The 19,637-nt window shown below is 42.2% G+C and carries 18 protein-coding genes and 2 pseudogenes; 7 read left to right on the top strand and 13 right to left on the bottom strand.

Annotated features, from left to right (window positions below):
• Nucleotides 1–5: 5 nt before the first annotated feature.
• Complete coding sequence (locus ITG10_RS03610) at nucleotides 6–1,244, bottom strand: uracil-xanthine permease family protein (protein WP_017633127.1); 1,239 nt, start codon at nucleotides 1,242–1,244, stop codon at nucleotides 6–8.
• Nucleotides 1,245–1,522: 278 nt separating this feature from the next.
• On the opposite strand from ITG10_RS03610, the gene ITG10_RS03605 reads away from it, so the two are divergent.
• The 4 genes from ITG10_RS03605 (at nucleotide 1,523) to ITG10_RS03590 (ending at nucleotide 4,217) form a co-directional block, all read left to right on the top strand.
• Nucleotides 1,523–2,776, top strand: a complete 1,254-nt coding sequence (locus tag ITG10_RS03605; RefSeq protein ID WP_017633128.1) for a DUF2066 domain-containing protein — start codon at nucleotides 1,523–1,525, stop codon at nucleotides 2,774–2,776.
• 96 nt (nucleotides 2,777–2,872) lie between these two features.
• Nucleotides 2,873–3,382 carry a helix-turn-helix domain-containing protein gene (locus tag ITG10_RS03600; protein ID WP_248386708.1) on the top strand — a complete coding sequence of 170 codons (510 nt, stop codon included), beginning with the start codon at nucleotides 2,873–2,875 and terminating at the stop codon, nucleotides 3,380–3,382.
• Nucleotides 3,383–3,700: 318 nt separating this feature from the next.
• Nucleotides 3,701–4,090 carry a DDE-type integrase/transposase/recombinase gene (locus tag ITG10_RS03595; RefSeq protein WP_248386707.1) on the top strand — a complete coding sequence of 130 codons (390 nt, stop codon included), beginning with the start codon at nucleotides 3,701–3,703 and terminating at the stop codon, nucleotides 4,088–4,090.
• The gene (locus ITG10_RS03590) at nucleotides 4,068–4,217 is read left to right on the top strand and encodes an IS3 family transposase (RefSeq protein ID WP_248386706.1); all 150 of its coding nucleotides are present in this window, start codon (nucleotides 4,068–4,070) and stop codon (nucleotides 4,215–4,217) included. The genes ITG10_RS03595 and ITG10_RS03590 overlap by 23 nt, the downstream gene beginning before the upstream one ends.
• 93 nt (nucleotides 4,218–4,310) lie before the next feature.
• On the opposite strand, the gene ITG10_RS03585 is transcribed toward ITG10_RS03590, so the two are convergent.
• From ITG10_RS03585 to ITG10_RS03570, 4 genes are all read right to left on the bottom strand, one after another.
• The gene (locus tag ITG10_RS03585; RefSeq protein WP_017629432.1) at nucleotides 4,311–4,748 is read right to left on the bottom strand and encodes a DUF2069 domain-containing protein; all 438 of its coding nucleotides are present in this window, start codon (nucleotides 4,746–4,748) and stop codon (nucleotides 4,311–4,313) included.
• Entirely contained in the window at nucleotides 4,745–5,338 is a 594-nt protein-coding gene (wrbA, locus tag ITG10_RS03580; RefSeq protein WP_017629431.1) for an NAD(P)H:quinone oxidoreductase, read from the bottom strand. Before wrbA ends, ITG10_RS03585 begins: the two co-directional genes overlap by 4 nt.
• 6 nt (nucleotides 5,339–5,344) lie before the next feature.
• Nucleotides 5,345–5,695 carry an arsenate reductase (glutaredoxin) gene (gene arsC / locus ITG10_RS03575; RefSeq protein ID WP_017629430.1) on the bottom strand — a complete coding sequence of 117 codons (351 nt, stop codon included), beginning with the start codon at nucleotides 5,693–5,695 and terminating at the stop codon, nucleotides 5,345–5,347.
• Between the two features lie 115 nt (nucleotides 5,696–5,810).
• The gene (locus ITG10_RS03570) at nucleotides 5,811–7,265 is read right to left on the bottom strand and encodes a M48 family metallopeptidase (RefSeq protein WP_017629429.1); all 1,455 of its coding nucleotides are present in this window, start codon (nucleotides 7,263–7,265) and stop codon (nucleotides 5,811–5,813) included.
• A gap of 178 nt (nucleotides 7,266–7,443) precedes the next feature.
• Here ITG10_RS03570 and ITG10_RS03565 point away from each other — a divergent pair, with 178 nt between their 5' ends.
• Complete coding sequence (locus ITG10_RS03565; protein ID WP_017629428.1) at nucleotides 7,444–7,683, top strand: sulfurtransferase TusA family protein; 240 nt, start codon at nucleotides 7,444–7,446, stop codon at nucleotides 7,681–7,683.
• Nucleotides 7,676–8,752 carry an AI-2E family transporter gene (locus ITG10_RS03560; protein WP_017629427.1) on the top strand — a complete coding sequence of 359 codons (1,077 nt, stop codon included), beginning with the start codon at nucleotides 7,676–7,678 and terminating at the stop codon, nucleotides 8,750–8,752. Before ITG10_RS03565 ends, ITG10_RS03560 begins: the two co-directional genes overlap by 8 nt.
• A 146-nt stretch (nucleotides 8,753–8,898) precedes the next feature.
• Here the strand turns inward: ITG10_RS03560 and ITG10_RS03555 are convergent.
• Nucleotides 8,899–9,036, bottom strand: a pseudogene (locus ITG10_RS03555) (thioredoxin-dependent thiol peroxidase); the annotation flags it as partial.
• An 842-nt stretch (nucleotides 9,037–9,878) separates the two neighbouring features.
• On the opposite strand from ITG10_RS03555, the gene ITG10_RS03550 reads away from it, so the two are divergent.
• Entirely contained in the window at nucleotides 9,879–10,385 is a 507-nt protein-coding gene (locus tag ITG10_RS03550; RefSeq protein ID WP_017630051.1) for a hypothetical protein, read from the top strand.
• Between the two features lie 125 nt (nucleotides 10,386–10,510).
• Here ITG10_RS03550 and gmtX read toward each other — a convergent pair whose 3' ends face one another.
• The 7 genes and pseudogenes from gmtX to ITG10_RS03515 form a co-directional block, all read right to left on the bottom strand.
• Nucleotides 10,511–10,759, bottom strand: a complete 249-nt coding sequence (gmtX, locus tag ITG10_RS03545; protein WP_017630052.1) for a gamma-mobile-trio protein GmtX — start codon at nucleotides 10,757–10,759, stop codon at nucleotides 10,511–10,513.
• A 2,042-nt stretch (nucleotides 10,760–12,801) separates the two neighbouring features.
• Nucleotides 12,802–13,053, bottom strand: coding sequence for a hypothetical protein (locus ITG10_RS03540; protein ID WP_016769277.1), 252 nt, complete (start codon nucleotides 13,051–13,053; stop codon nucleotides 12,802–12,804).
• A 299-nt stretch (nucleotides 13,054–13,352) separates the two neighbouring features.
• Complete coding sequence (locus ITG10_RS03535; protein ID WP_248386705.1) at nucleotides 13,353–15,266, bottom strand: tetratricopeptide repeat protein; 1,914 nt, start codon at nucleotides 15,264–15,266, stop codon at nucleotides 13,353–13,355.
• Nucleotides 15,267–15,597: 331 nt separating this feature from the next.
• Nucleotides 15,598–16,254 carry a recombinase family protein gene (locus tag ITG10_RS03530; RefSeq protein WP_248386704.1) on the bottom strand — a complete coding sequence of 219 codons (657 nt, stop codon included), beginning with the start codon at nucleotides 16,252–16,254 and terminating at the stop codon, nucleotides 15,598–15,600.
• A gap of 39 nt (nucleotides 16,255–16,293) precedes the next feature.
• Nucleotides 16,294–16,758, bottom strand: coding sequence for a thioredoxin-dependent thiol peroxidase (bcp, locus tag ITG10_RS03525; RefSeq protein ID WP_136981472.1), 465 nt, complete (start codon nucleotides 16,756–16,758; stop codon nucleotides 16,294–16,296).
• Between the two features lie 167 nt (nucleotides 16,759–16,925).
• Nucleotides 16,926–17,429, bottom strand: coding sequence for a bacterioferritin comigratory protein (locus tag ITG10_RS03520; RefSeq protein ID WP_248386703.1), 504 nt, complete (start codon nucleotides 17,427–17,429; stop codon nucleotides 16,926–16,928).
• A pseudogene (locus tag ITG10_RS03515) lies at nucleotides 17,429–19,623 on the bottom strand (site-specific integrase). The gene ITG10_RS03520 and the pseudogene ITG10_RS03515 overlap by 1 nt, the downstream one beginning before the upstream one ends.
• Nucleotides 19,624–19,637 lie beyond the last annotated feature (14 nt).

Here is a 19,637-nt window from a genome sequence, read left to right as displayed (position 1 = left end):
ATGGATTAATCGATTTGAGCTTTGTCTACCACAGTGTTGTCACCTAGCTCTTCTGGAAGTACTAGGTTAAGTAGAATCGCCACGATACCGCACAAGCTTACGCCTTGTAGGCTGAAGTCACCGATACCAAAGGCCATGCCGCCAATACCAAAGACTAAAGTAATGCCCACAATCACAAGGTTACGTGATTTGTGCAGGTCAACGTTGTTCTTGATTAGCGTGTTAAGACCAACGGTTGCGATAGAGCCAAACAGTAGAATCATGATGCCGCCCATTACAGGGGCCGGAATCGTTTGAAGTAGTGCGCCTAGCTTGCCAACCAATGCAAGAACGATGGCTGTTACAGCAGCCCAAGTCATGATTACTGGGTTGAATGCTTTCGTCAGCATTACTGCGCCTGTTACTTCACTGTAGGTTGTATTTGGCGGAGCGCCCAGCATAGAAGCTGCGATTGTCGCCACGCCGTCACCTGTGATAGTGCGGTGTAAGCCCGGCTTTTTAAGGTAGTCTTTGCCGGTTACGTTAGAGATAGCAAGCATGTCGCCAACGTGCTCAACGGCTGGTGCAATCGCAACAAACACCATGAAGAAGATAGCGTTGATGTTGAACTCAGGTGCCGTGAAGTTAGGTAGTGCTAGCCAAGATGCTTGAGCTACTGGTGTGAAGTCTACCGCGCCGTATACCAAGCTAGTGATGTAACCCGCAACAATACCACCAAAGATAGGCAGTAGTTTTAGGAAGCCTTTTGAGAACACACTGATGACAATCGTTACTAGCAGTGAAATCGAAGAGATCCACAGTGCTGCGTCTGCATCAACAAGCTGAACAGCACCATCGCCAGTCTTACCAAGCGCCATGTTTACCGCAACAGGCGCAAGACCTAAACCGATAACCATGATTACAGGGCCAACCACGACGGGTGGAAGTAGCTTATGAATGAAGCCAACGCCTCTTACTTTAATCAATGCACCCATCAATACATACACAACACCTGCCGCCATAAGGCCACCCATGGTTGCGCCAACGCCCCATGTTTGAATACCAAACATGATAGGAGCGATGAATGCAAAAGAAGACGCTAAGAAGATTGGCACTGAACGGCGTGTAATAAGTTGGAATAAAAGGGTACCGATACCTGCGCCAAAGAGTGCAACGTTAGGATCTAGTCCTGTTAGTAGCGGCACGAGTACAAGCGCACCAAAAGCTACAAACAGCATTTGCGCACCTTGCAAAGCATTTTTCATGATATGTCCTTAAAAATGGTCGTTATATGAAAAGTGAAAAATAAAATTCGCGGGATTCTATCACTTAGCAATCGATTGCTACACCAGATAGATCAAATTTATTTATCTTAGTGATGTTTTATATCCATCTAAGCTCGGAAAATTCAGTTTATAAGTTAGCGATTTATCATGGCCAGGTGATATTTTGTGGTTATTAAACACAGTGGGCGCTATCGACCTTGCCCCTCAATCCATAGTTGCTTATCATCAAGGCACAAGCTTTGAATATTAGGATCAATATGCGCTACATAGCATTGTTGTTGATGGGACTATTAGCCTCTCCGAGTTATGCCTTAACTCAAGTAGATATCTTTAGTGCTGAAGTTGCGATTAACGCTGAAGACAAACAGCCAGAACAAGTGGCAAGAAATACAGGTATGGAGCAGGTATTGATACGTGCGACTGGCCAAACTGATGTCGCTTCGAATGAGACGATTCAAAAGGCCATGCGTAAAAGTGCGCAGTACATGTCTCAAATGAGTTTTGGCGAAAGCAATGACCAATCAACATTGCGTATGCGTTTTAACGGTGCTCAAATCCGTTCTCTATTAACTCAAGCGCAATTGCCGTATTGGCCTGATACTCGTTCAAACATCTTGGTTTGGCTCGTAGAAGAAGACAGCTACGACAAAAACATTGTGTGGGAGCACTCGAACTCACAACTGGCTGCAGGCTTACAAGCGAACGCAAAAGAGCGTGGTTTGCCTTTAACGCTGCCTGTTGGTGACTTTGATGATATTACGGGGATTGCGACTTCTGATTTATGGGGCAGCTTTGTCACGCCAATCAGTAAAGCGAGTCAACGCTATCCAGTTGATGCTGTATTGGTGATTAAGGCTCAATCTTCAGGTCTACGTTGGACGCTGTACGACCAAAAACCAAGTCAATTGACGAGCGCACCAACATCGCCAGTAAGTGGTTCTTTGTCGGGTAACAGCGCAACAACGTCTAAGAAGCTTGTCGACCAAATCAGTAACTACTATGCAGGCAAAAGTGCTGTGACGGTAGCAAGTGAGTCATCAGAGTCGATTTTAACTCAGTTTATTAGCCTGAATAATGCTCAAGACTTCTTTCAGTTAGAGAACGCACTCAAGCGTCTAAACTCGGTTGCAAGCCTAGATACCCTTAAGATTCAAAACAACGAAGTGACTTTCCGTATTCACTTATTGTCGACTCAACAAGAGTTTGAACAAGAAGTTGAAAGTATCCGTCAGGTAGCGAAAGTTGAAGAGTCTTACATCGAACCTGAAGTTAGCCCTGAGTTTGAAACGCAAGACAACACTATGTCTGTAGGTGATGAGTCAACGAGCGTTGAGACTGGCGACGAAACTGATTCAGGCATGCAAGTGATTAAGGGCAGCGAGGTATCTACAGATACTGATCTGACAAGCACTTCTGATGCAACGCTAGACGAATTTAACACGGAAGAGTTAACCATTACTGCGCCAGTGCATGCTAAGCCAAGCTTGGTCTACGAATGGGTTCGTTCGTAATTGTCTACTGACATCACTGATTAAACCGAAACATTAAAAAAGCCCTGTACTGAACTGACCCCCAATAGTTGGACACCAATTATTGGGGGTCTTTTTATGTCCAAATATAGCCGAGAGCTAAAATGTATCATTGCTAAGCAATACTTAGATGGCACGTCATCTCTCTACTTAGCCAAACAATATTCAATTTCGTCAAGACAGGTTCGGTATTGGGCTCAAGTGTTTGCCATCCACGGCACTGCTTCATTTTTACCAACTAAGCATGCTGCTACTGCTCAGACAAAACGAAAAGCATTGAATTTAATGTGGACGAATGAATGGTCTCTCACGCACACTAGCGCTGTATTAAACCTCTCATCCCCTGGGATACTCTCTGTCTGGCTCAAACGATTTAATGAGCTCGGTATCAAGGGGCTCAAAATGCGCCAGAAAGGAAGACCCTCAATGAAACAGCAACCTCAACGTACCACTAAGCCTGATAATGAAATGACACTTGAGGAGCTAAAAGAGGAGTTGGTCTACTTACGAACCGAGAATGCCGTTCTAAAAAAGTTGGAAGAGTTGGAGCAGGAAAAAAACCGTCGAACAAAGAAAAAGCGGTCATAGCTCTAACTCTTAAAGGTCAGTACCCGTTGAAGCACTTACTGCACACTCTACAGCTGGCAAAAAGTGTCTTTTATTATCAGGCTCAAACAAGCAAGCGCCCAAATAGCTACGAACGTGAGCTGCAGTTGATAAAGTCAATTTATCATGAACATAAGGGCCGATATGGCTACCGCCGTATTCACTTGGAATTAAAAATCAGGGGTTCGTGCTCAATCACAAAACGGTTCAAAGGCTTATGGCTCAGCTCAACCTTAAATCGACGGTCAGGATTAAAAGTATCGTTCATACCGAGGTAAGTCTGGAACAACTGCTCCTAACGTGCTTGAAAGAGATTTTAGTGCGACTCAACCCGATGAAAAATGGGTAACTGATGTCACGGAGTTCAAAGTCAAAGAGCAGAAAGTATACTTGTCTCCCGTTGTCGACTTGTTTACTCAGGAAGTGGTTGCTTATAGAGTGGCCAAAAATGCTTGTTTGCCGCTTGTCACGGATATGCTGACGGAGGCTATATCTACGCTTAAACCCAACTCAAAGCCAATTATACATAGCGATCAAGGTTGGCAATATCGTCATCGACACTATCAGAAAAAGGTAGCGGAGAGTGGGTTAACGCAAAGCATGTCGAGAAAAGGTAACTGCTTGATAATGCTGTTGCTGAAAACTTTTTGCTTTACTCAAAACAGAGATGTATCACAACCAAAGCTTTGAAGATGCAGATGCTCTGATAGAGCAAATTAAAGAATACATCGAGTACTACAATACCAAACGTATAAAAGTGAAACTAAAAGGCCTGACTCCGATGGAATATCGAACTCAGGCCTTGAAAGCCGCTTAACAGAAATGTCCAACTTTACGGGGTCACTTCACAAGAGCAATCCTGCAGGGCTTTTTATTTATCCAGTGTCAGTTCAAGAGTAACGAATCAATATTACTGTTCGAATTTCGCTTTCTCTTTCTTCTCTACTTCAGAAAGACGCTTCAGCTTGATGCCCAATTCTTTGGCACGAAAACGAGTAAATAAGATATTACCCGCAAAGCCTAATGTCGTTAGAAGGAGCTCTACAGCCGCTAGCAAGCGTTCACCACCGTCTATATACAAGATGGTTAATGCATGCAGGAAGTAGAGCATTAGGACGAAGTTCGCCCAAGCATGCGTGTAAGGCTTACCTGCTAGAATACCCGGTAATGGCAGTAATAGCGGTACCGCCCAAGCAATCGCAAGTGTGGTATTGCTTAAGTGAGGATGCGGGGAAAGTGTCATCTGCCACGCCACAACCCAACCTAATAGCAATAAGTTGCCAGCTAAAGCAAGGTAGCGGAATAACTTTGTCTGGGGAGACATAGCCCTCTCGGCCATATACATCATTGAGAAATTCCCTTTTGGTTGATGGCGATGCGCGCTAAGCGTTTACCTAGATTCTGTGCCAACTCAATCTCTTCTTTGCTCAATGAAGCACTCTCTCCGGTACTGCTTGCACCGTAAGGTGTGCCACCGGTTTGAGTGGTGTGCAACGCAGGCTCTGAGTAGGGGATGCCTACGACTAACATGCCATGATGAAGAAGTGGCAACATCATGCTTTGCTGTGTTGTTTCTTGGCCACCATGCAGTGATGAAGAAGAAGTAAAAACACAAGCTGGCTTATCGATAAGATCGCCATTGATCCACAGTGACGTCGTGCTATCCCAAAAGTGCTTCATTGGCCCTGCCATGTTACCAAACCAAACCGGACTACCTAACGCTAAACCATCGCAAGAACGCAGCTCTTGTAATGTCGCAATAGGGTCGGTTGGCTGATGACGAGAATCGGGCTGCTCTTCTACCGTGTACACGTCGTTCACTGTTCTCAGCATAGCTTCACACTCAGGGATGGACTCCACCCCTCGTGCAATCTGTCTTGCTAAAGCTTGTGTGTTGCCGTGACGGCTGTAATAAAGAACAAGAATGTTAATGCTCATATTGGATTACAGAATCTCTAATACTTGCTCTGGTGGACGACCAATCTTTGCTTTGTTGTTCGCAACAACCACAGGGCGCTCGAACAGTTTTGGATTGGTTGCCATTGCTGAGAAAAGGTCTTCATCAGTGACAGATGCATCACCCAAGTTTGCTTCTTTGTAATCCGCTTCTTTGGTACGCATCATCTCGCGAACACTGTCAAAACCCAGTTGAGTGAAAAGCACTTTCAGCTGCTCAACAGTTAAAGGCGTATCTAGGTACTTAATAACTTCAGGCTGTACACCGTTTGTTTCAAGTAGTTCAAGCGTTTGACGGCTCTTTGAGCAACGTGGATTATGATAAATCACGACAGACATAGTTCTTCCTCATTATTATTTTTGATTTCGTTATTCAGTAGAAGCCATTCGAGTGGCTTCATTGTATTCGTTGAGCGTTCTTTTTTTGCTACGAGTCTTTGCTAATTAATCACACTTATTGCAGAGACAAGAAACGTTCACGCTGAATCATCAGCTGATCAATTCGAGCGTCGTAACGCGCTTGCTTTAGACTACCGAGCTCTGCGATTTGGCTCGCCTGCGTGTAGTACTGAATCGCTTTGTTCCAGTTGGCTTGCAGTGCCAAAATTTCTGCACGAGCGGCAAGATCTTCGTCGCTGTTCCCAAGGCTGGTGTTCGCTTTTGAAAGCAGGTGCCAGCCGTTGGTGTCGTTCGGATTATCGTGCGTATAACGCTGCAATACGCGAACGGCTTCTGTAAGATCTTCTTTTTCGATTAAGGCATTCGCATAGTTAATGGTCAGAACCGGGTTGTTTGGCTGACGAACCAGTGCAGATTTAAGTTCTTTAATCGCAATCTCAGGCTGTTTCTTCTCAATGTGAAGATCGGAAATAGCATCTAAATAAAATAGGTTGGTCGGATCGCTATTAATCAGCTTGGTCAGAATCGGTTCTGCTTTGTCTAGCTTCTTAGAGTCGAGATAAACCAACGCTTGTCCGTATTCTAAAGATGGGACGATCTCTTTTGGTGCCTTTTTCAATTGACGTGAAAACCAGTCAAGTGACGCATCATTGTTGATACCTGCATAGCGCGCCACGATGCGCGCTCTTGCTAGGTGGTAATCCAGAGATGGAGCCAACTTCAATGGTGGATAGCTGCGTGCACGAGCGCGAGAATCCGTAATACGGTCTTCTGGTAATGGGTGAGTTAATAGCATTGGCGGTGGTGTGCTTGCATAGCGGTATTCATCAGCTAAACGGCCGAAGAAACGTGGCATTGCATTCACATCAAAGCCAGCTTTTGCCAGCGTGTTGATACCAAAGCGGTCAGCTTCTTTCTCGTTGCTACGCGTATAGTTGATTTGGCTTTGCATGTTACCCGCAGTTGTTGCGGTTAAGGCAGCAATACCCGCTTCAGGGGCTGCAATCGCCAGTAACACTGAAGCCGCAAGTGCAGCGATAGTCGCAGGAGAACGACGAGCTTGGTCTTCCATACTACGTGCTAAGTGACGTTGGGTAACGTGCGCGATTTCGTGCGCCAATACAGAAGCGAGTTCACTTTCAGATTGTGCGTGCAGGAATAGGCCGGAGTGCAAAGCAACATAACCACCAAAGAATGCGAAGGCGTTGATGTTGCGGTCACGGATCATAAAGAACTGGAAAGGTGTCTTTACATCATTTGCATTCGCGACCAGACGGTGGCCTAACGTATCGATATAAAGGTTTAGAACCGGGTCGTTGACAATGGGCTGGCTGCTTCTGATGATGCGCATGTAGGCATCACCATAGATAAGTTCTTGGTCAATAGAGAGTGTGCCGCCAGCAGCGGTACCGATATCTGGTAGCTCCAAACTGTTGGTATTCGCCAAAGTTGGGGTGCTTAATGTAGCTGCGATGCATAAGCAAGCAATTGAGCGAGCGCGTTTAAACATATTAGTCAGTAATACTCCGTTTCTTCTGACAGTAAGACAAGTGCGATGCAAATTGGTTCTTTATCTGATTTAACCTTTGCCAAGTGCGTGCGCTATCATGAAGGAAGATGAATGAATGATGGCGCGTTTTCAAAAACAGATTACAATACGACCCTTATAATAAGCATCGAGCTCAAGAATGACACCTAATATTCTAGATTTACGCCAAGAGCGCTGTCCAATGGCGCTATTATTAGCCAAGCGTCACAGTGTAAAGTTAGAAGTAGGGCAAACATTGTCAATTTATGTCTCTGACATCAGCTCGATGAAAGATATTGTTACGTTTTTATCTAAGCAAGCCTATGTCGTCGTCACTGAGGTTTGTTCTAATTACCACCATCTCCTCGTCACTAAAAAGGAATTGCAGTCAAATGCTTGAAATGGTCAATCGTTGGTATAAACGACGTTTCTCTGATCCCCACGCTGTCAGTTTGGTTGCCATCATTCTATTCGGCTTTATTACCATCTACTTCTTTGGTCACCTTATTGCGCCATTATTGGTGGCCATTGTGCTGGCTTACTTGCTTGAGTGGCCTGTTACTCAACTTCAAAGACTCGGTGTTCCAAGAACTCCATCTGTGATGTTGGTGATCATGATGTTCTTTAGCGTGATGTTACTTGCGCTGTTTGGTCTGGTACCTACGATTTGGGAACAAGTAGGTAACCTTATCAATGATATTCCAAGCATGTATGGTGGCTTGCAGAAGTTTATCGCAACCATTCCTGAGCGTTACCCTGAGCTAGCAAACCTACAGATCGTTGAGTCGATTGTGTCTAACGCGAAAAACAAAGCGCTTGGCTTTGGTGAGAGCGTTGTGAAAGGCTCTCTAGCTTCATTAGTGAGCTTGGCAACGTTAGCGGTTTACCTAATTCTTGTACCACTGCTTATCTTCTTCCTTTTGAAAGACAAAGAAGAGATGATCAGAATGGCAAGTGGTGTTCTGCCTAAGAACCGCCGCCTAGCGACCAAAGTTTGGGTTGAAATGAACCAGCAAATCTCGAACTACATTCGAGGAAAAGTGTTAGAAATTCTAATCGTTGGTGGTGTGAGCTACGTGACCTTTGCTATTTTGGATTTACGTTACTCAGCACTACTAGCTGTCGCGGTGGGTTTCTCGGTTCTAATCCCATACATCGGTGCTGCGGCAGTGACGGTTCCAGTGGCCATTGTTGGTCTGTTCCAATGGGGACTAGAGCCTCAGTTCTACTGGCTATTAGTCGCTTACGGCATCATTCAAGCTCTAGACGGCAACGTATTAGTACCAGTACTGTTCTCAGAAGCCGTGAACTTGCACCCAGTCGCGATTATTGTTGCGGTATTGGTGTTTGGCGGTCTGTGGGGATTCTGGGGCGTGTTCTTTGCTATCCCACTGGCAACGCTAGTGAAAGCGGTTTGGAATGCCTTACCGAGTCATGCATTAGACGATGACCCTGAGCACTCGCACTGATTAAGGTATTAGTTTAAGCATTAACGAAGACCCATTGCCAAGAAGGCCGAATCTCACTGAGATTCGGCCTTCTTAATTTTATGTATCGCTGAGGTTTATTCGGTTAAAAGCTTTCTTTAACTTAGTGCCTTAACTGAAACAGACTATTAAGCTTCTTGATTGAAGTAATCGAGAACCACTTCGTGGTGAGTCTTAGTCTTGAACTTATTGAAGACGTGTTCAATCTGACCTTCTTCATCAATTAGGAAGCTAATACGGTGCAGACCATCGTATACCTTACCCATGACAGCGTACCCTTGGAAATTTTTTTAGACTCAATTTCTGACGATTTATAACAAACTCTACCTTTAACAGTGAGTTAGGTTAATAGTTTCTCTTTTTGAACCTCAATTATAGCAGTTGTCATAATTTTTTGTAAATCGGGCTGATTTTGACGCTTTTCCAAGCTTAAACTTGTCATAAAAACTAAGGTGTTGCTATAAGTTGTTAGTCATCTCGATGGGATCGCTTGGTGATCACACACATATACACTTGTCACCCAACTCACTTTTGGACATAAATGAGCTACAGCTTTCGCAAACTTAGCTGCTAACGGATTAGCCGATGTATTGCAAAACTCTAATGTAGTGGCCAAATTCATTCAGCCACTACAGTGCCACAATACAAGTTATTTAAAGAGTTAAGAACGAGGTTCACCACGATTATTCTCTGAATAGCCACCGATCTCCTAGACAAGTTTCGCCTATTTCTTTGGACTGCCACTGAGGTTTGTAAGCACTCTACTGACATGAGATAAAATAGGTCAAATTTCAAACAATATTTTACGATGAATAACTGTCGAAACAAACATTATGATATTGGTTCTAGTTAAAATTATATAAAATCAAATATCTTAATAAATTTAGCTTTGATATCAACAGCATACCCGACGGCCATTTTATTGTGTATGTATAAATTAAGTCTATAAAAGCAAGTATCGAAAGTGGGGTGTTGTTTGCCTTGGCTCAAATTTTTACAACTTGGATGCCATAGAGCGTAGGGACAAAAACTATCTCTTACCTTATGATAGGGAAAGAAGAAAGAACAAATCTTAGTAAAGTTATATTGATAAAGTTAAGGGCGAGGAATGGGTATAGCGATAGTTGCATACACGTTATCAGGTAATGATTCCGCAGATACTTATGAGTGTCTTGATGAAGGCCACGCTCTTAGACTGGGTATTGTTGCTGGTCAAGCATATCCTGCCAACAAATGCTCTGTACACCTATCTATAAGCTACCAGTCCTATATAGAGCTTCGTGAATTTTTGGGCTACCTTGAAAACAAAATTGGGACTCATTTTGTTACAAGCCACTTTTACGAAACCGATGGTGTGATATCTCATCGTGAATGTGAAGTTATATCAGAGCTGTTGTTATCGAGCATAGAAAAGATTCAGGCTATAACGTGGGCAGACTATACATTTGATCGATTCAGTTCTTATGACGATAAAATTGATTTTTTAGAGAATCTTTCTCACGAAAGTCGCCGTTCATATCAGTCAGACTTTGCGCTTTTAAAGCGTCACCTTAGAGCATTTATCACTATGCTTAAGTACACGCAGGAGCGACATGGTTTTATAGATTTTGGATAACAACAGAAAACAAAGTCGCTTGAGGGTTAAATGCTCATACTGTACACGCTGATGAACTGCGTGAAACAGGATTGTAACCGAGTTAGATATATGTTTTAGCTTCTAGTTCGGCAGCCCCATTTTCGCTAAACCTGATCTAGAACTTTCTGAATTGCCAACACGACCCCATTTTTAAACAGAGGACGCTCATACTCATCTTTAATTGCTCCGTATTTGGATATAGTCCAGCCTCGCTGTGCCATTTTGTCTTCGTTAATTGCATCTTCCAAAGCCTCAATATCACCTTGCAGTAGGACACCATCTAACGATGGTAATACTTCAGCTTCTTGATGAACCTGTCCTGTGTGGATTTCACTCGATAAATATACTTTCATTTCACACTTCTTTTTAACCACTGATTTTGAATTACAAGTCTAACGCTTTTTAGGCGGATACCTTTCACACTCCTATCATGCAACCTTTCCAATCGCTGTTCAATTAACAATCAACAGGTTATAGAGAGATATTGGGCATTAGATTGCAAAATGAAGCATAATTTTTTAAAAGGTTACTTCGACACTTTTTCCGATAACAACAGGTATGGCAAATCTAAAGTCACAGATTATGACTAAACTTTCACGCTGAGAAGGAATGGGGCAGAAGCAAGCTTGCCACATACAGTTCTTAGCTTTAAACTAACGTTGAGAGCCTCGGGTATCCCTGCTTTTTCTTGGATGTACTATTTACTGTCTGGCCAGAAGTAATTGAATCGAATTGAACTTGGCTTAATTGCAAAGCAGACCACCGAGGACATATGATAAGTCTAGGTGCTTTCCCTTCCATATACTTTGGTGATAAAACACCCGACGCTGCACACAGAATGTGTTCCCTCTTCGTTTTGAATGACAAACATTCTGTAGTTGTTTACAAAGCCATAGGCATTGCCTGTGGCTTTGTCGTATCTGGGACTAAAAAAACTGGTGCAACAGGCTTACACACAAATTAATCTATTGATAGTTTCTTATGCTCTAAACGTTTAGGGGCAAAGACGATTTACGAAACAACTTGTTTCGCATTTTTGCAAGACCCTCTTGCAAAATTTAGGTATTAAACTTTGTCCAACAGGCTATTGGACAATTTGGGCATGTAGGGGTTGTTGCAAACTCTGCAACTACTGAGGGTTCCTCGGTAATTGTTCATTAGCTAGTCCTATGGGTTTTACTGTGGCTCCTGAAACGTTGGGGGATCTCTGAGTTACGTGATAGGTACCTATAGTTTTCTAATCTGAGCCATATGTTGCCTGCCTAACAGAGAGCAAGACTCTAGATAGTTTTCACTCCACATCGCAACTTGCGCATCGCAACTTGCGCATCGCAACTTGCGATGTGTGATTACTTAAAAGTTTTCAAAGTAAGATTAAAGATTTTAATAATTACAAATCATAACCTTAAGGATGAAACCCGTTGGATCATTATTGATAGTAGTAAGCATTAGAGGGCGAGCATATCACTTAAAAAACGGTCCTAAACAGAGAGGTTTGCTAGTTTATTAGTAGCGTTGCTTTTGACACTTCGAGTTATGTTCCTAATTTCGCTAGATCATACATTCAGCGAATTGTCTTCGTATAAGTTAGCTAAAGAGCCCATGGCATTATATAAGTAAATTAGTAGCGAGAGCTTGGAGAAGTTTCCCAGGAAGTAGTGAGTACCAATTGGCCCACATAGAAAATATCAAAAGCTTCACTTCTGTATTCCGGGGGAGGATTAATGCTTATCGATATTGAATGTTTCTGGAGCAATAATTGAGGCCACCCTAACAATGCTGGCATTTTCATGAGACGCGACAAGGCCGACAATCTCTCGACCAATTCTTTTAAACTTTTTAGTCGAAAAAGAAAGAACATTCACTTTTCTGGTCGAGGTTATGCTCAAACTCTAACTTCGACCAAAAGGATCAACTAATAGAGTGCTGTGTTCGACCATGATAATTAAACCTTTTAGTCGAGTGACTATTTGAATTACAGAGGCGTGATAGCTATGAACTGCGTTAGCTTGTTTCTTTGAGGAAGTAAGCTTACTACATTCGGTTCTTCGCTTTACACTAATAGCGAGAGCCTCGGTTATCCCTGCTTTATTCTTTGAGTTACTATTTACTGTCTGGCCAGAAGTAATGGTATCAATTTGAATCTAGCGTAATTGCAAAGCAGCCAACCGAGGACATACGATAAGCCTAAGGTACTCTCCCTCCCATATTTGGTGATGAAATACCTGGCACCGCACCCAGAATTCAAATTAATGAAAACATTCTGTATGTAGCTGTTATACAAAGCCTGTGGCTTTGTCGTATCTGAAAGTAAGAGCAATTGTGCAAGGACTTCTTGCACAAATTATTTTACTGCTATCTAAATTGATTGAGGCAAAACTGAAGGTTAGCTAGTTTAAAATGGGAAGTGATCTTCTTCATACCCTTCAACCCAAATCACTAGCTTTTCAAGCTCATCACCTTCGGGTGTGCCTGGTTCAGCCACATCAAACAAGGATTCAATTCTTTTCAAAACGGCTTTATAGTCGCTTTCTGAGGGTTCTAGTCCCACTTCATCTAATGAAACTGTAGCAAGCCCATCAGCGTGGGCAGTCTTAGGTGTAATACCCTTAAGCAGTTCTTTTTCTGATAGCTTTTTCTTGCTCATAAGCTGTTTCTCGATTCGAAAATGACATTAGATTAGTTTATAGCATAATGGACTACTAGCCGTAATGTAGAACCTTATTCAAAACACCATGGGGCAGATCTGAGTTAACTGGCACTTTTTGAGAAAAGTGCCATGAGTAAAACTTCAGGTCTATGAAGACTCTGGACATTTTCGATTTAGGACTGAAATTCAGTAACGCCACCTTAAGCGGCAAATTGTAGCTGGCTAAGATAGAGAGCGAAGCGAACATAACCAGCTGCAATTTGTCCGTTTCAAGGTCTTGTTAACAGTGAATATGCTCAACTACAATCCAGTCCTACTACATTAAAACTTTCTTCCTGTTTCGATTCCTCATGGGTAATTACTAACAGGAACCATCCATCAAAACAATCAATGAAAGAATGATACCCTTTGTTACCGCCAATATTCGTTTTCCCGTATATGGAATAGTGCTCTAAATCAATCTTTATTTCACAATGGTCGGATCTCCCTTTGACAAAGCCGCTCGCCGGAACAAATAAATCTATAGGCTGACTCAGCCTAATAGCATTAACTGCATTTTTGTAAGAATTTAGATCAGCATAAGATTTCATGACCAGAGGAAGCTCGATTTCTTGCGTATTCATAACACCAATAGCAATTCGATCTTTATTTGGCTTGGGAACATAGACTTCAAGACCATCATAATTTACCAAGTATGAAGACCCGTTTATATTTTCTATTGAAATTGCTAACGATTTTTCCCAACCGATATCAATAATCCCTAAAGACTTGTTTACGTCAAGTCTAGATAGTTCCTTCTGATAATTTAATACCAAAAGCCCAAACCCCAGTGGGTCGCCTTTTTCTATCAGGCATAAAGCTAAGCCTAATTTGGCTACGAGATTATCCGGAGTATTAAGCAAGCACCTTTCAAATAGCTTGGTTGCCTCATCCAACTTCCCATAAAATCGTTTTATTTCACCCTTTTGAGACAATGCTTCTGGAAGTCCAGGCTCTAAAAGCAAGGCTAGGTCAATATGTTTAGCCGCCTCGGAAAATACTCCTTGGTTGAAATAGCAAACACCAAGGTTTAGATGCGGAGAACTTAACTTAGAATTCAGTTCTATTGTTTTCTCAAAGTAACGTATCGCTTCATCAACTTCTCTTAATTTTAGGTAAGCAACACCGACATTATAAATAATGAAAGGATCAGTGTTATCTTGGAACTCGGCGCTTTTCAATAGCTCTAAAGCGAAATCATTATCTCCTTTCTCAGAAATTAAAGTCCCCTTTACTGCTAAAGCCATGGCGTAGATAGGATTAATTTTTAAGGCGTTATCACAATAGAATAGAGCGTCATCTACCTTACCTAAAACCTGTAAAATACCAGCACATTTTACATACAGCTTCTCGGATTTTACGGCTTTAGATAACTCTACATATTCTCTTAAAGCTTCTTCATAATTGTTATCAATGAGTAAGCTTTCCGCCTTACTAACTTTTGAATTAACGCTTAATAGAATTTCATCTTGATCTAATTCCAAATTTTCAAGAAAGTTTAACGATGTAGCTTCATCTTCCTTGAATGTCAGTATTTTTGAGTGTTTCTCAAAAATACTTGTAATGTCAGACCTACTTATATATCCCCTGTCGCTGCGGCTTTCATATATAATGAATATCAAATCTTTTAAGCATTCGTCACCATCTATTAAAAGTAACTTCTCAATACCCCATTCAATTATTTCCAGCTTGATTATATCTTTAATTTTATCTTCAGGGAGAACGTCGACACACCATGTGCTAGAAATTTTGCTGACATTTTCTAGTGCAATGCCATTCCGTTTTAGAATATTTCTAAAATCCTCAGTTACTGATATCTTCGAAAGCTTATCCTCGTGAGAGGATTGATTATTTTCATATTGCTTTAAATAAGAGAGGAGTGTTGAGAGGCTTTTGTTTTTGGATGGCCCTAAAATAATTTGATTTTCAGAAGCGTATTTATTAACAATTGGTATCGAGAGCTCTTCATACTTAACCTGGACATTAATTTTTTTTCCATTGTCAAACAACAATGAGAAATCATCATCTGTTTCTATTCCGATAGATTTGAATCCGCTCACACTAAGATGCTTTAGCAAGTAAAATGCCGCGCACAGGTCTTGGTAAGCAAACCCTTTTGAAGAGTTGCTTCCTCCTGTTTTTATTTTGCCAAAGTAATCTTTATTGCTCATACAAAATTCATCCTAATTCTAAACTTGGCGAAAGACTGCTAACAGTCCTTTTTCAACGGACAATGTCCACATTTTGCAGAGATTAAATATAGACATGATGACTGTAATAGCCTGATTAATTGCCCAATATTTCAGATAATGAATACAAATGTGGAACATGTCGTCCTAATAAGATTCATCATGACACTTGAAGAAAAATAGTCAACCAAACACATAGAGTATGTGTGTTAGAGATGGGGGAAATTCCACGGGTTTTAGCATAACCGCAAAACGAAATGGGGCATAAATGAGCTAGCCAAGTATGATTAAGGGATAATCAGCACTGAGTCGGCTACTCAGTGAACATGTCTGCCTGAAACTCTGCCTTCTTGTTATACAGGCCACGGTCTTCCAGCCAGGAGTAGAAACGACTTCGAGATACTTGTACCCCTTTGTCACTAAGCTTCCTTAAAATCTCAGCCTTTGACTTGTCAGAATCAAGCATATTCAATATGAACGCTGTATGTTCATCAAGCTTCGATTTAACCTTCTGTCCTTTCTGGCGGCCAGATGGAAGTCCTTTGGCCTTGCGTTTTGCATGACCTGCTTTAGCTCGCTCTGAGCGTTTCTGAGCCTCTACTGCGCTTGCAAAGGACTGCCCAATAACGGTAAAAATGATTTCTGCATTATCAACGTTTTCTGAGTTAATGATGGTGTCACTGTATGCCAAATGCAGTTCACCGTAGGAGGCTATCTGGCCTATAGCGCCGACCAACTCCATCACCTTGTGGCGACCCAGCCGAGTGATATCCGATACGATGATGCTTTGTTGCGAGGTGATAAGGGAAGATAACTTTCGCTCACGCAGTTCTGTTTTGGTGGCAGACACATGCTCTTCGATCCAATCCGATATTTGTATGCCACGTTTAGCAGCGTACGCCTTAATCGCTTCTCGCTGTGATTCGCCATCGGCTCTTTGTGAATCTGATACTCGAATGTAGCCAATCATGCCTGCCCCCAAGTTGCCAAGTTAATTGAACATGAATGGTTATTTGCTGTTCAGGTAGTCCAGTACAACTTCATGGTGATCTTTGGTTTTGAACTTGTTGAATACATGCTCAAGGTTGCCAGACTCATCAATCAGGAAGCTTGTTCTTACAACGCCCATGTTTTCACGACCCATGAACTTCTTGAGCTGCCAAACACCGTACTTCTCACACACTTCATGTTCTTCATCGGCTAGTAGCGTGAAGTTTAGCTCTTGCTTGTTGATAAAGTTGGTCAGTTTTTTCGGGGTGTCTGGGCTTAAACCAAGCACAACAACGTTGTGGGCATCTAGCTCAGCTTTAGTGTCACGCAACCCTTGAGCCTGAACGGTACAGCCAGGAGTTGAAGCGCGTGGATAGAAGTAGAGTAGCACCTTCTTTCCTTGAAGCTCCGAGAGCGTAACTGGGTTATTGTCTTGGTCATTTAGAGTGAAATCTGGTGCAGTTTGTCCGACTTCGATTGTCATTGGTTTTGTCCTTACTTTCTCAACTTAGTGGTATTTGGCGTGGTGTATTTCACCACGTCCTTTTTAGAGCATTTTTGTTACGTTAGAGTATACACTTTTATCGAAAAACCAGTGTCCTGTCTAGTGATTACTCCAAACAGGACAAGGTTGGGTGGCAGTGCTAAACACTACTTTGGTTTTCTAAATGGATGTGCAACCACATTGTCTAAACGAGCCGAGACGATTTTATCCATAGCTTTTTCTCGCTGGCTCTCATGCAGCATATCCATAAGCTCTTGTACTACTTTTACATGAATGGCTGCTTGAGTAGCCAACGCCTCCTTATGGCTTTGAGCCTCATCGTAATACTCTTTTTTCTTCTTATTGGCTTGCGTTCGTTCACCTTTCAGCGCCTTTATTTCCTTTTGAAGCACTTCAATAGGGGAGTCTGTATTCTCATCTTGAGCAACTTGTACCTCTAATGATTTGTTCTTTATCATCAGAACGACATCGCTGTGCCTTCTGAGTGCGCCAGCAGAAAGCCCAGCTTCTTTTTCAACGCTACTGTTGTTGATTTTGAGTTTGCCTTTTCGCGCTTTATTACGCAGCTCTCTCGATGTTAACTTTGCTACATCACCGCTTAGCAGCCTTTCTAACGCGTCAACTAGCTTCTTTTTTGTTGTCTGCGACATTATGAAACAACTCCAAATGGGATGAGTAAATCCCTAACTTCATTAGGAAAAACGACAGGCTCATAGTCGATACCTAAATCACCCATAATACGTTCTGCCGCTTGAATTTTAATGTAAGATTCAGAGGCAGTTTGAGGGGTGAGTTCATTATTTTCAATATCGTAAAGCATGTGAATTTCAGCTTCTTTACGCTTTGCTTCAGCAAATACGGCATCCACGATGTAGTCATTCTTGCAATCGACGCACTCAATGAGGTTAACAAGCGTTCTTAAACCACAAGTGGTCGAAGTGCAATATATCCCAGGTGCAACTGCGTGAAGGTGTCGTTTTTTATTTCGAATTTGCTTTTTCCAGAAATTAAGAGAAAGCATGTCATTATCCACCTTGTCTGTGAATAAGTTACGGTCTGTTTTGGTCATGCTTTTAGCAAACTCTTTGCCTTTACCGCCTGCAACTCTTTCCTTGTTTGCCAATTTCTCATAGACACTTAAATAGACACGGGCTTTTTGGTTGATTCGCTCTTCATCAATTTCGTTCGCAAGTGTCTTTTTCTTGAGCCTGATTTTTTGAAATTTACTGGCATTTTTAGCGTAGTGTCGCGTCATTGCCATAGACACATGACTGAACTGTTGTTTGAGTTGCGGGAAGTTACAAAGCTCGTAACCAATTAAAAAATAAGCAAAAGAGCGGCGAGCTTGGTGTGGAGTAAACTCATGATTCCTGCCCAATTCAAACGATAAATTGGGGTCAGATACTTTTAGGTCAATAAGGTCTTCATTGGTCAGCGCAAGCTCGTCACCCATAGCATCGTTGAACCAAGCTACAGAGTGCTTTCCTATTGATTGTTTCTTTATTTCACTGAAATCCTCTTTTATTTTATGGAAGAAGGATTGTGAGCTAGGGTGCCTTTTTCTAAGTGGCGTGTGCAGCGCTTGAAGGACTTCATAAGCTTTCATACCAATCTCGGTCGTAACAAACTCATCTTGTATTGATTGAGAGCCTTTGGCTGTCTTTGAAAGGTTGGCATGAATAACGTATATACTCTGGCGGTCAATGATATCTTCGGTGCAGCCCTGAGTGGTGTTCAGACTATACATTTCGTCGCCTCTCATTCCTGTACGAGCCATTAATCCCCATAAGCAGCCACCATTAAGCTTTTTAAAAAGTGATAGAGCCTCTCTTAGATTGGTGATTGACCACTGCCCAATCGTCAGCTTTCGCTCGCTGTGGAATTTATCAATGTAATCGCTCTTTATCTCTGGTTTATGAAGGTGTATGAGAGCCAGTGTCTCTTTTTCATTTGGAGAGTGAAGTGCTGTGAAAGCTTGTTGAAAAGCAATGGTGCACTTTTTGCCTTCTGTATTCGGCTTGGCTAAGTACCATGTAATACCACATTTTTTTGTCTAGCGTCACCACTGACCAGATACTTAGCATAACCTACATAGGCTTTTTCATAATAGGTGGTAATGTAATCTGCCAGTTGCTCTAGTTCATGACGAAGAGCGTAAGCTTCATTTATCACCTCTTCAGACTTTTGAAGCCCCAGATAGTAAAGCCTTTGTGGAATGACGGTAAATTGCTCAGCTTCTTTAAGAGTTAAACCAAAATCCGAGGCGTTAAGTTTTTTATTTAGGTTCACTTCAAAGGGTAAGCCTATAGCTTCTTTATAAAGGCGGTTTAACCCGTTGTATATTGACGCTCTTTCAAAATCGATATCGGTAAAGTCCGTTAGCACCCAAGTTTCGAGTCGGTCAAAGTCCAATGCAGATAACGTATTAAACCCCTCATTTAAAAGCGGGTTGATGACTTTTTTTAGATCATTTAGCGCTTCATAGAGAGTGCCAAAGGAGTGGTCATGAGGTGACAGCCACATCATTTTAAGGATGAGCGCTCTAAGCTCATTTTTTAGGTTGCGCTCAATCACTTTGCCATCGTTAGTAAATTCTAGGGTGCGGAGCTTCTTTGCTTGCGGTTCAATATGAGGCTGCAAATTTCTCCAAGCCTCATCATCGGCAATTTTACCTAATGAATCCCCTGTCACCGTAAAGCCTATATCAAGAGCTTCGAGTTCATCCCAATCGCCGCGCTCAAGCGCTGGCTTTAATACATCTATTAAGTAATTAGTATGAGCGCCAACGTTTTGCTGCGCTTTAAGAAGCTTGTTTTGGTGCTCTAGGTCAGAGAGCTTTATCATGTGAGCCTCCGTAA

This window comes from Vibrio sp. ED004 (genome assembly GCF_023206395.1).
Taxonomy (GTDB): domain Bacteria; phylum Pseudomonadota; class Gammaproteobacteria; order Enterobacterales; family Vibrionaceae; genus Vibrio.
Note: the sequence above shows the minus strand (reverse complement) of the source record. Positions and strands in the feature narration are given on the sequence as shown.

Excerpts from the sequence above, each read along its gene's own strand:
- arsC (WP_017629430.1), bottom strand. The coding sequence starts at position 5,695 with ATGTCTGTCGTGATTTATCATAATCCACGTTGCTCAAAGAGCCGTCAA.
- ITG10_RS03565 (WP_017629428.1), top strand. The coding sequence starts at position 7,444 with ATGACACCTAATATTCTAGATTTACGCCAAGAGCGCTGTCCAATGGCG.
- ITG10_RS03600 (WP_248386708.1), top strand. The coding sequence starts at position 2,873 with ATGTCCAAATATAGCCGAGAGCTAAAATGTATCATTGCTAAGCAATAC.
- ITG10_RS03540 (WP_016769277.1), bottom strand. The coding sequence starts at position 13,053 with ATGAGCAAGAAAAAGCTATCAGAAAAAGAACTGCTTAAGGGTATTACA.
- ITG10_RS03570 (WP_017629429.1), bottom strand. The coding sequence starts at position 7,265 with ATGTTTAAACGCGCTCGCTCAATTGCTTGCTTATGCATCGCAGCTACA.
- ITG10_RS03590 (WP_248386706.1), top strand. The coding sequence starts at position 4,068 with ATGTATCACAACCAAAGCTTTGAAGATGCAGATGCTCTGATAGAGCAA.
- ITG10_RS03585 (WP_017629432.1), bottom strand. The coding sequence starts at position 4,748 with ATGATGTATATGGCCGAGAGGGCTATGTCTCCCCAGACAAAGTTATTC.
- ITG10_RS03560 (WP_017629427.1), top strand. The coding sequence starts at position 7,676 with ATGCTTGAAATGGTCAATCGTTGGTATAAACGACGTTTCTCTGATCCC.
- ITG10_RS03550 (WP_017630051.1), top strand. The coding sequence starts at position 9,879 with ATGGGTATAGCGATAGTTGCATACACGTTATCAGGTAATGATTCCGCA.
- ITG10_RS03530 (WP_248386704.1), bottom strand. The coding sequence starts at position 16,254 with ATGATTGGCTACATTCGAGTATCAGATTCACAAAGAGCCGATGGCGAA.
- ITG10_RS03535 (WP_248386705.1), bottom strand. The coding sequence starts at position 15,266 with ATGAGCAATAAAGATTACTTTGGCAAAATAAAAACAGGAGGAAGCAAC.
- ITG10_RS03520 (WP_248386703.1), bottom strand. The coding sequence starts at position 17,429 with ATGTCGCAGACAACAAAAAAGAAGCTAGTTGACGCGTTAGAAAGGCTG.
- ITG10_RS03610 (WP_017633127.1), bottom strand. The coding sequence starts at position 1,244 with ATGAAAAATGCTTTGCAAGGTGCGCAAATGCTGTTTGTAGCTTTTGGT.
- ITG10_RS03605 (WP_017633128.1), top strand. The coding sequence starts at position 1,523 with ATGCGCTACATAGCATTGTTGTTGATGGGACTATTAGCCTCTCCGAGT.
- gmtX (WP_017630052.1), bottom strand. The coding sequence starts at position 10,759 with ATGAAAGTATATTTATCGAGTGAAATCCACACAGGACAGGTTCATCAA.
- wrbA (WP_017629431.1), bottom strand. The coding sequence starts at position 5,338 with ATGAGCATTAACATTCTTGTTCTTTATTACAGCCGTCACGGCAACACA.
- bcp (WP_136981472.1), bottom strand. The coding sequence starts at position 16,758 with ATGACAATCGAAGTCGGACAAACTGCACCAGATTTCACTCTAAATGAC.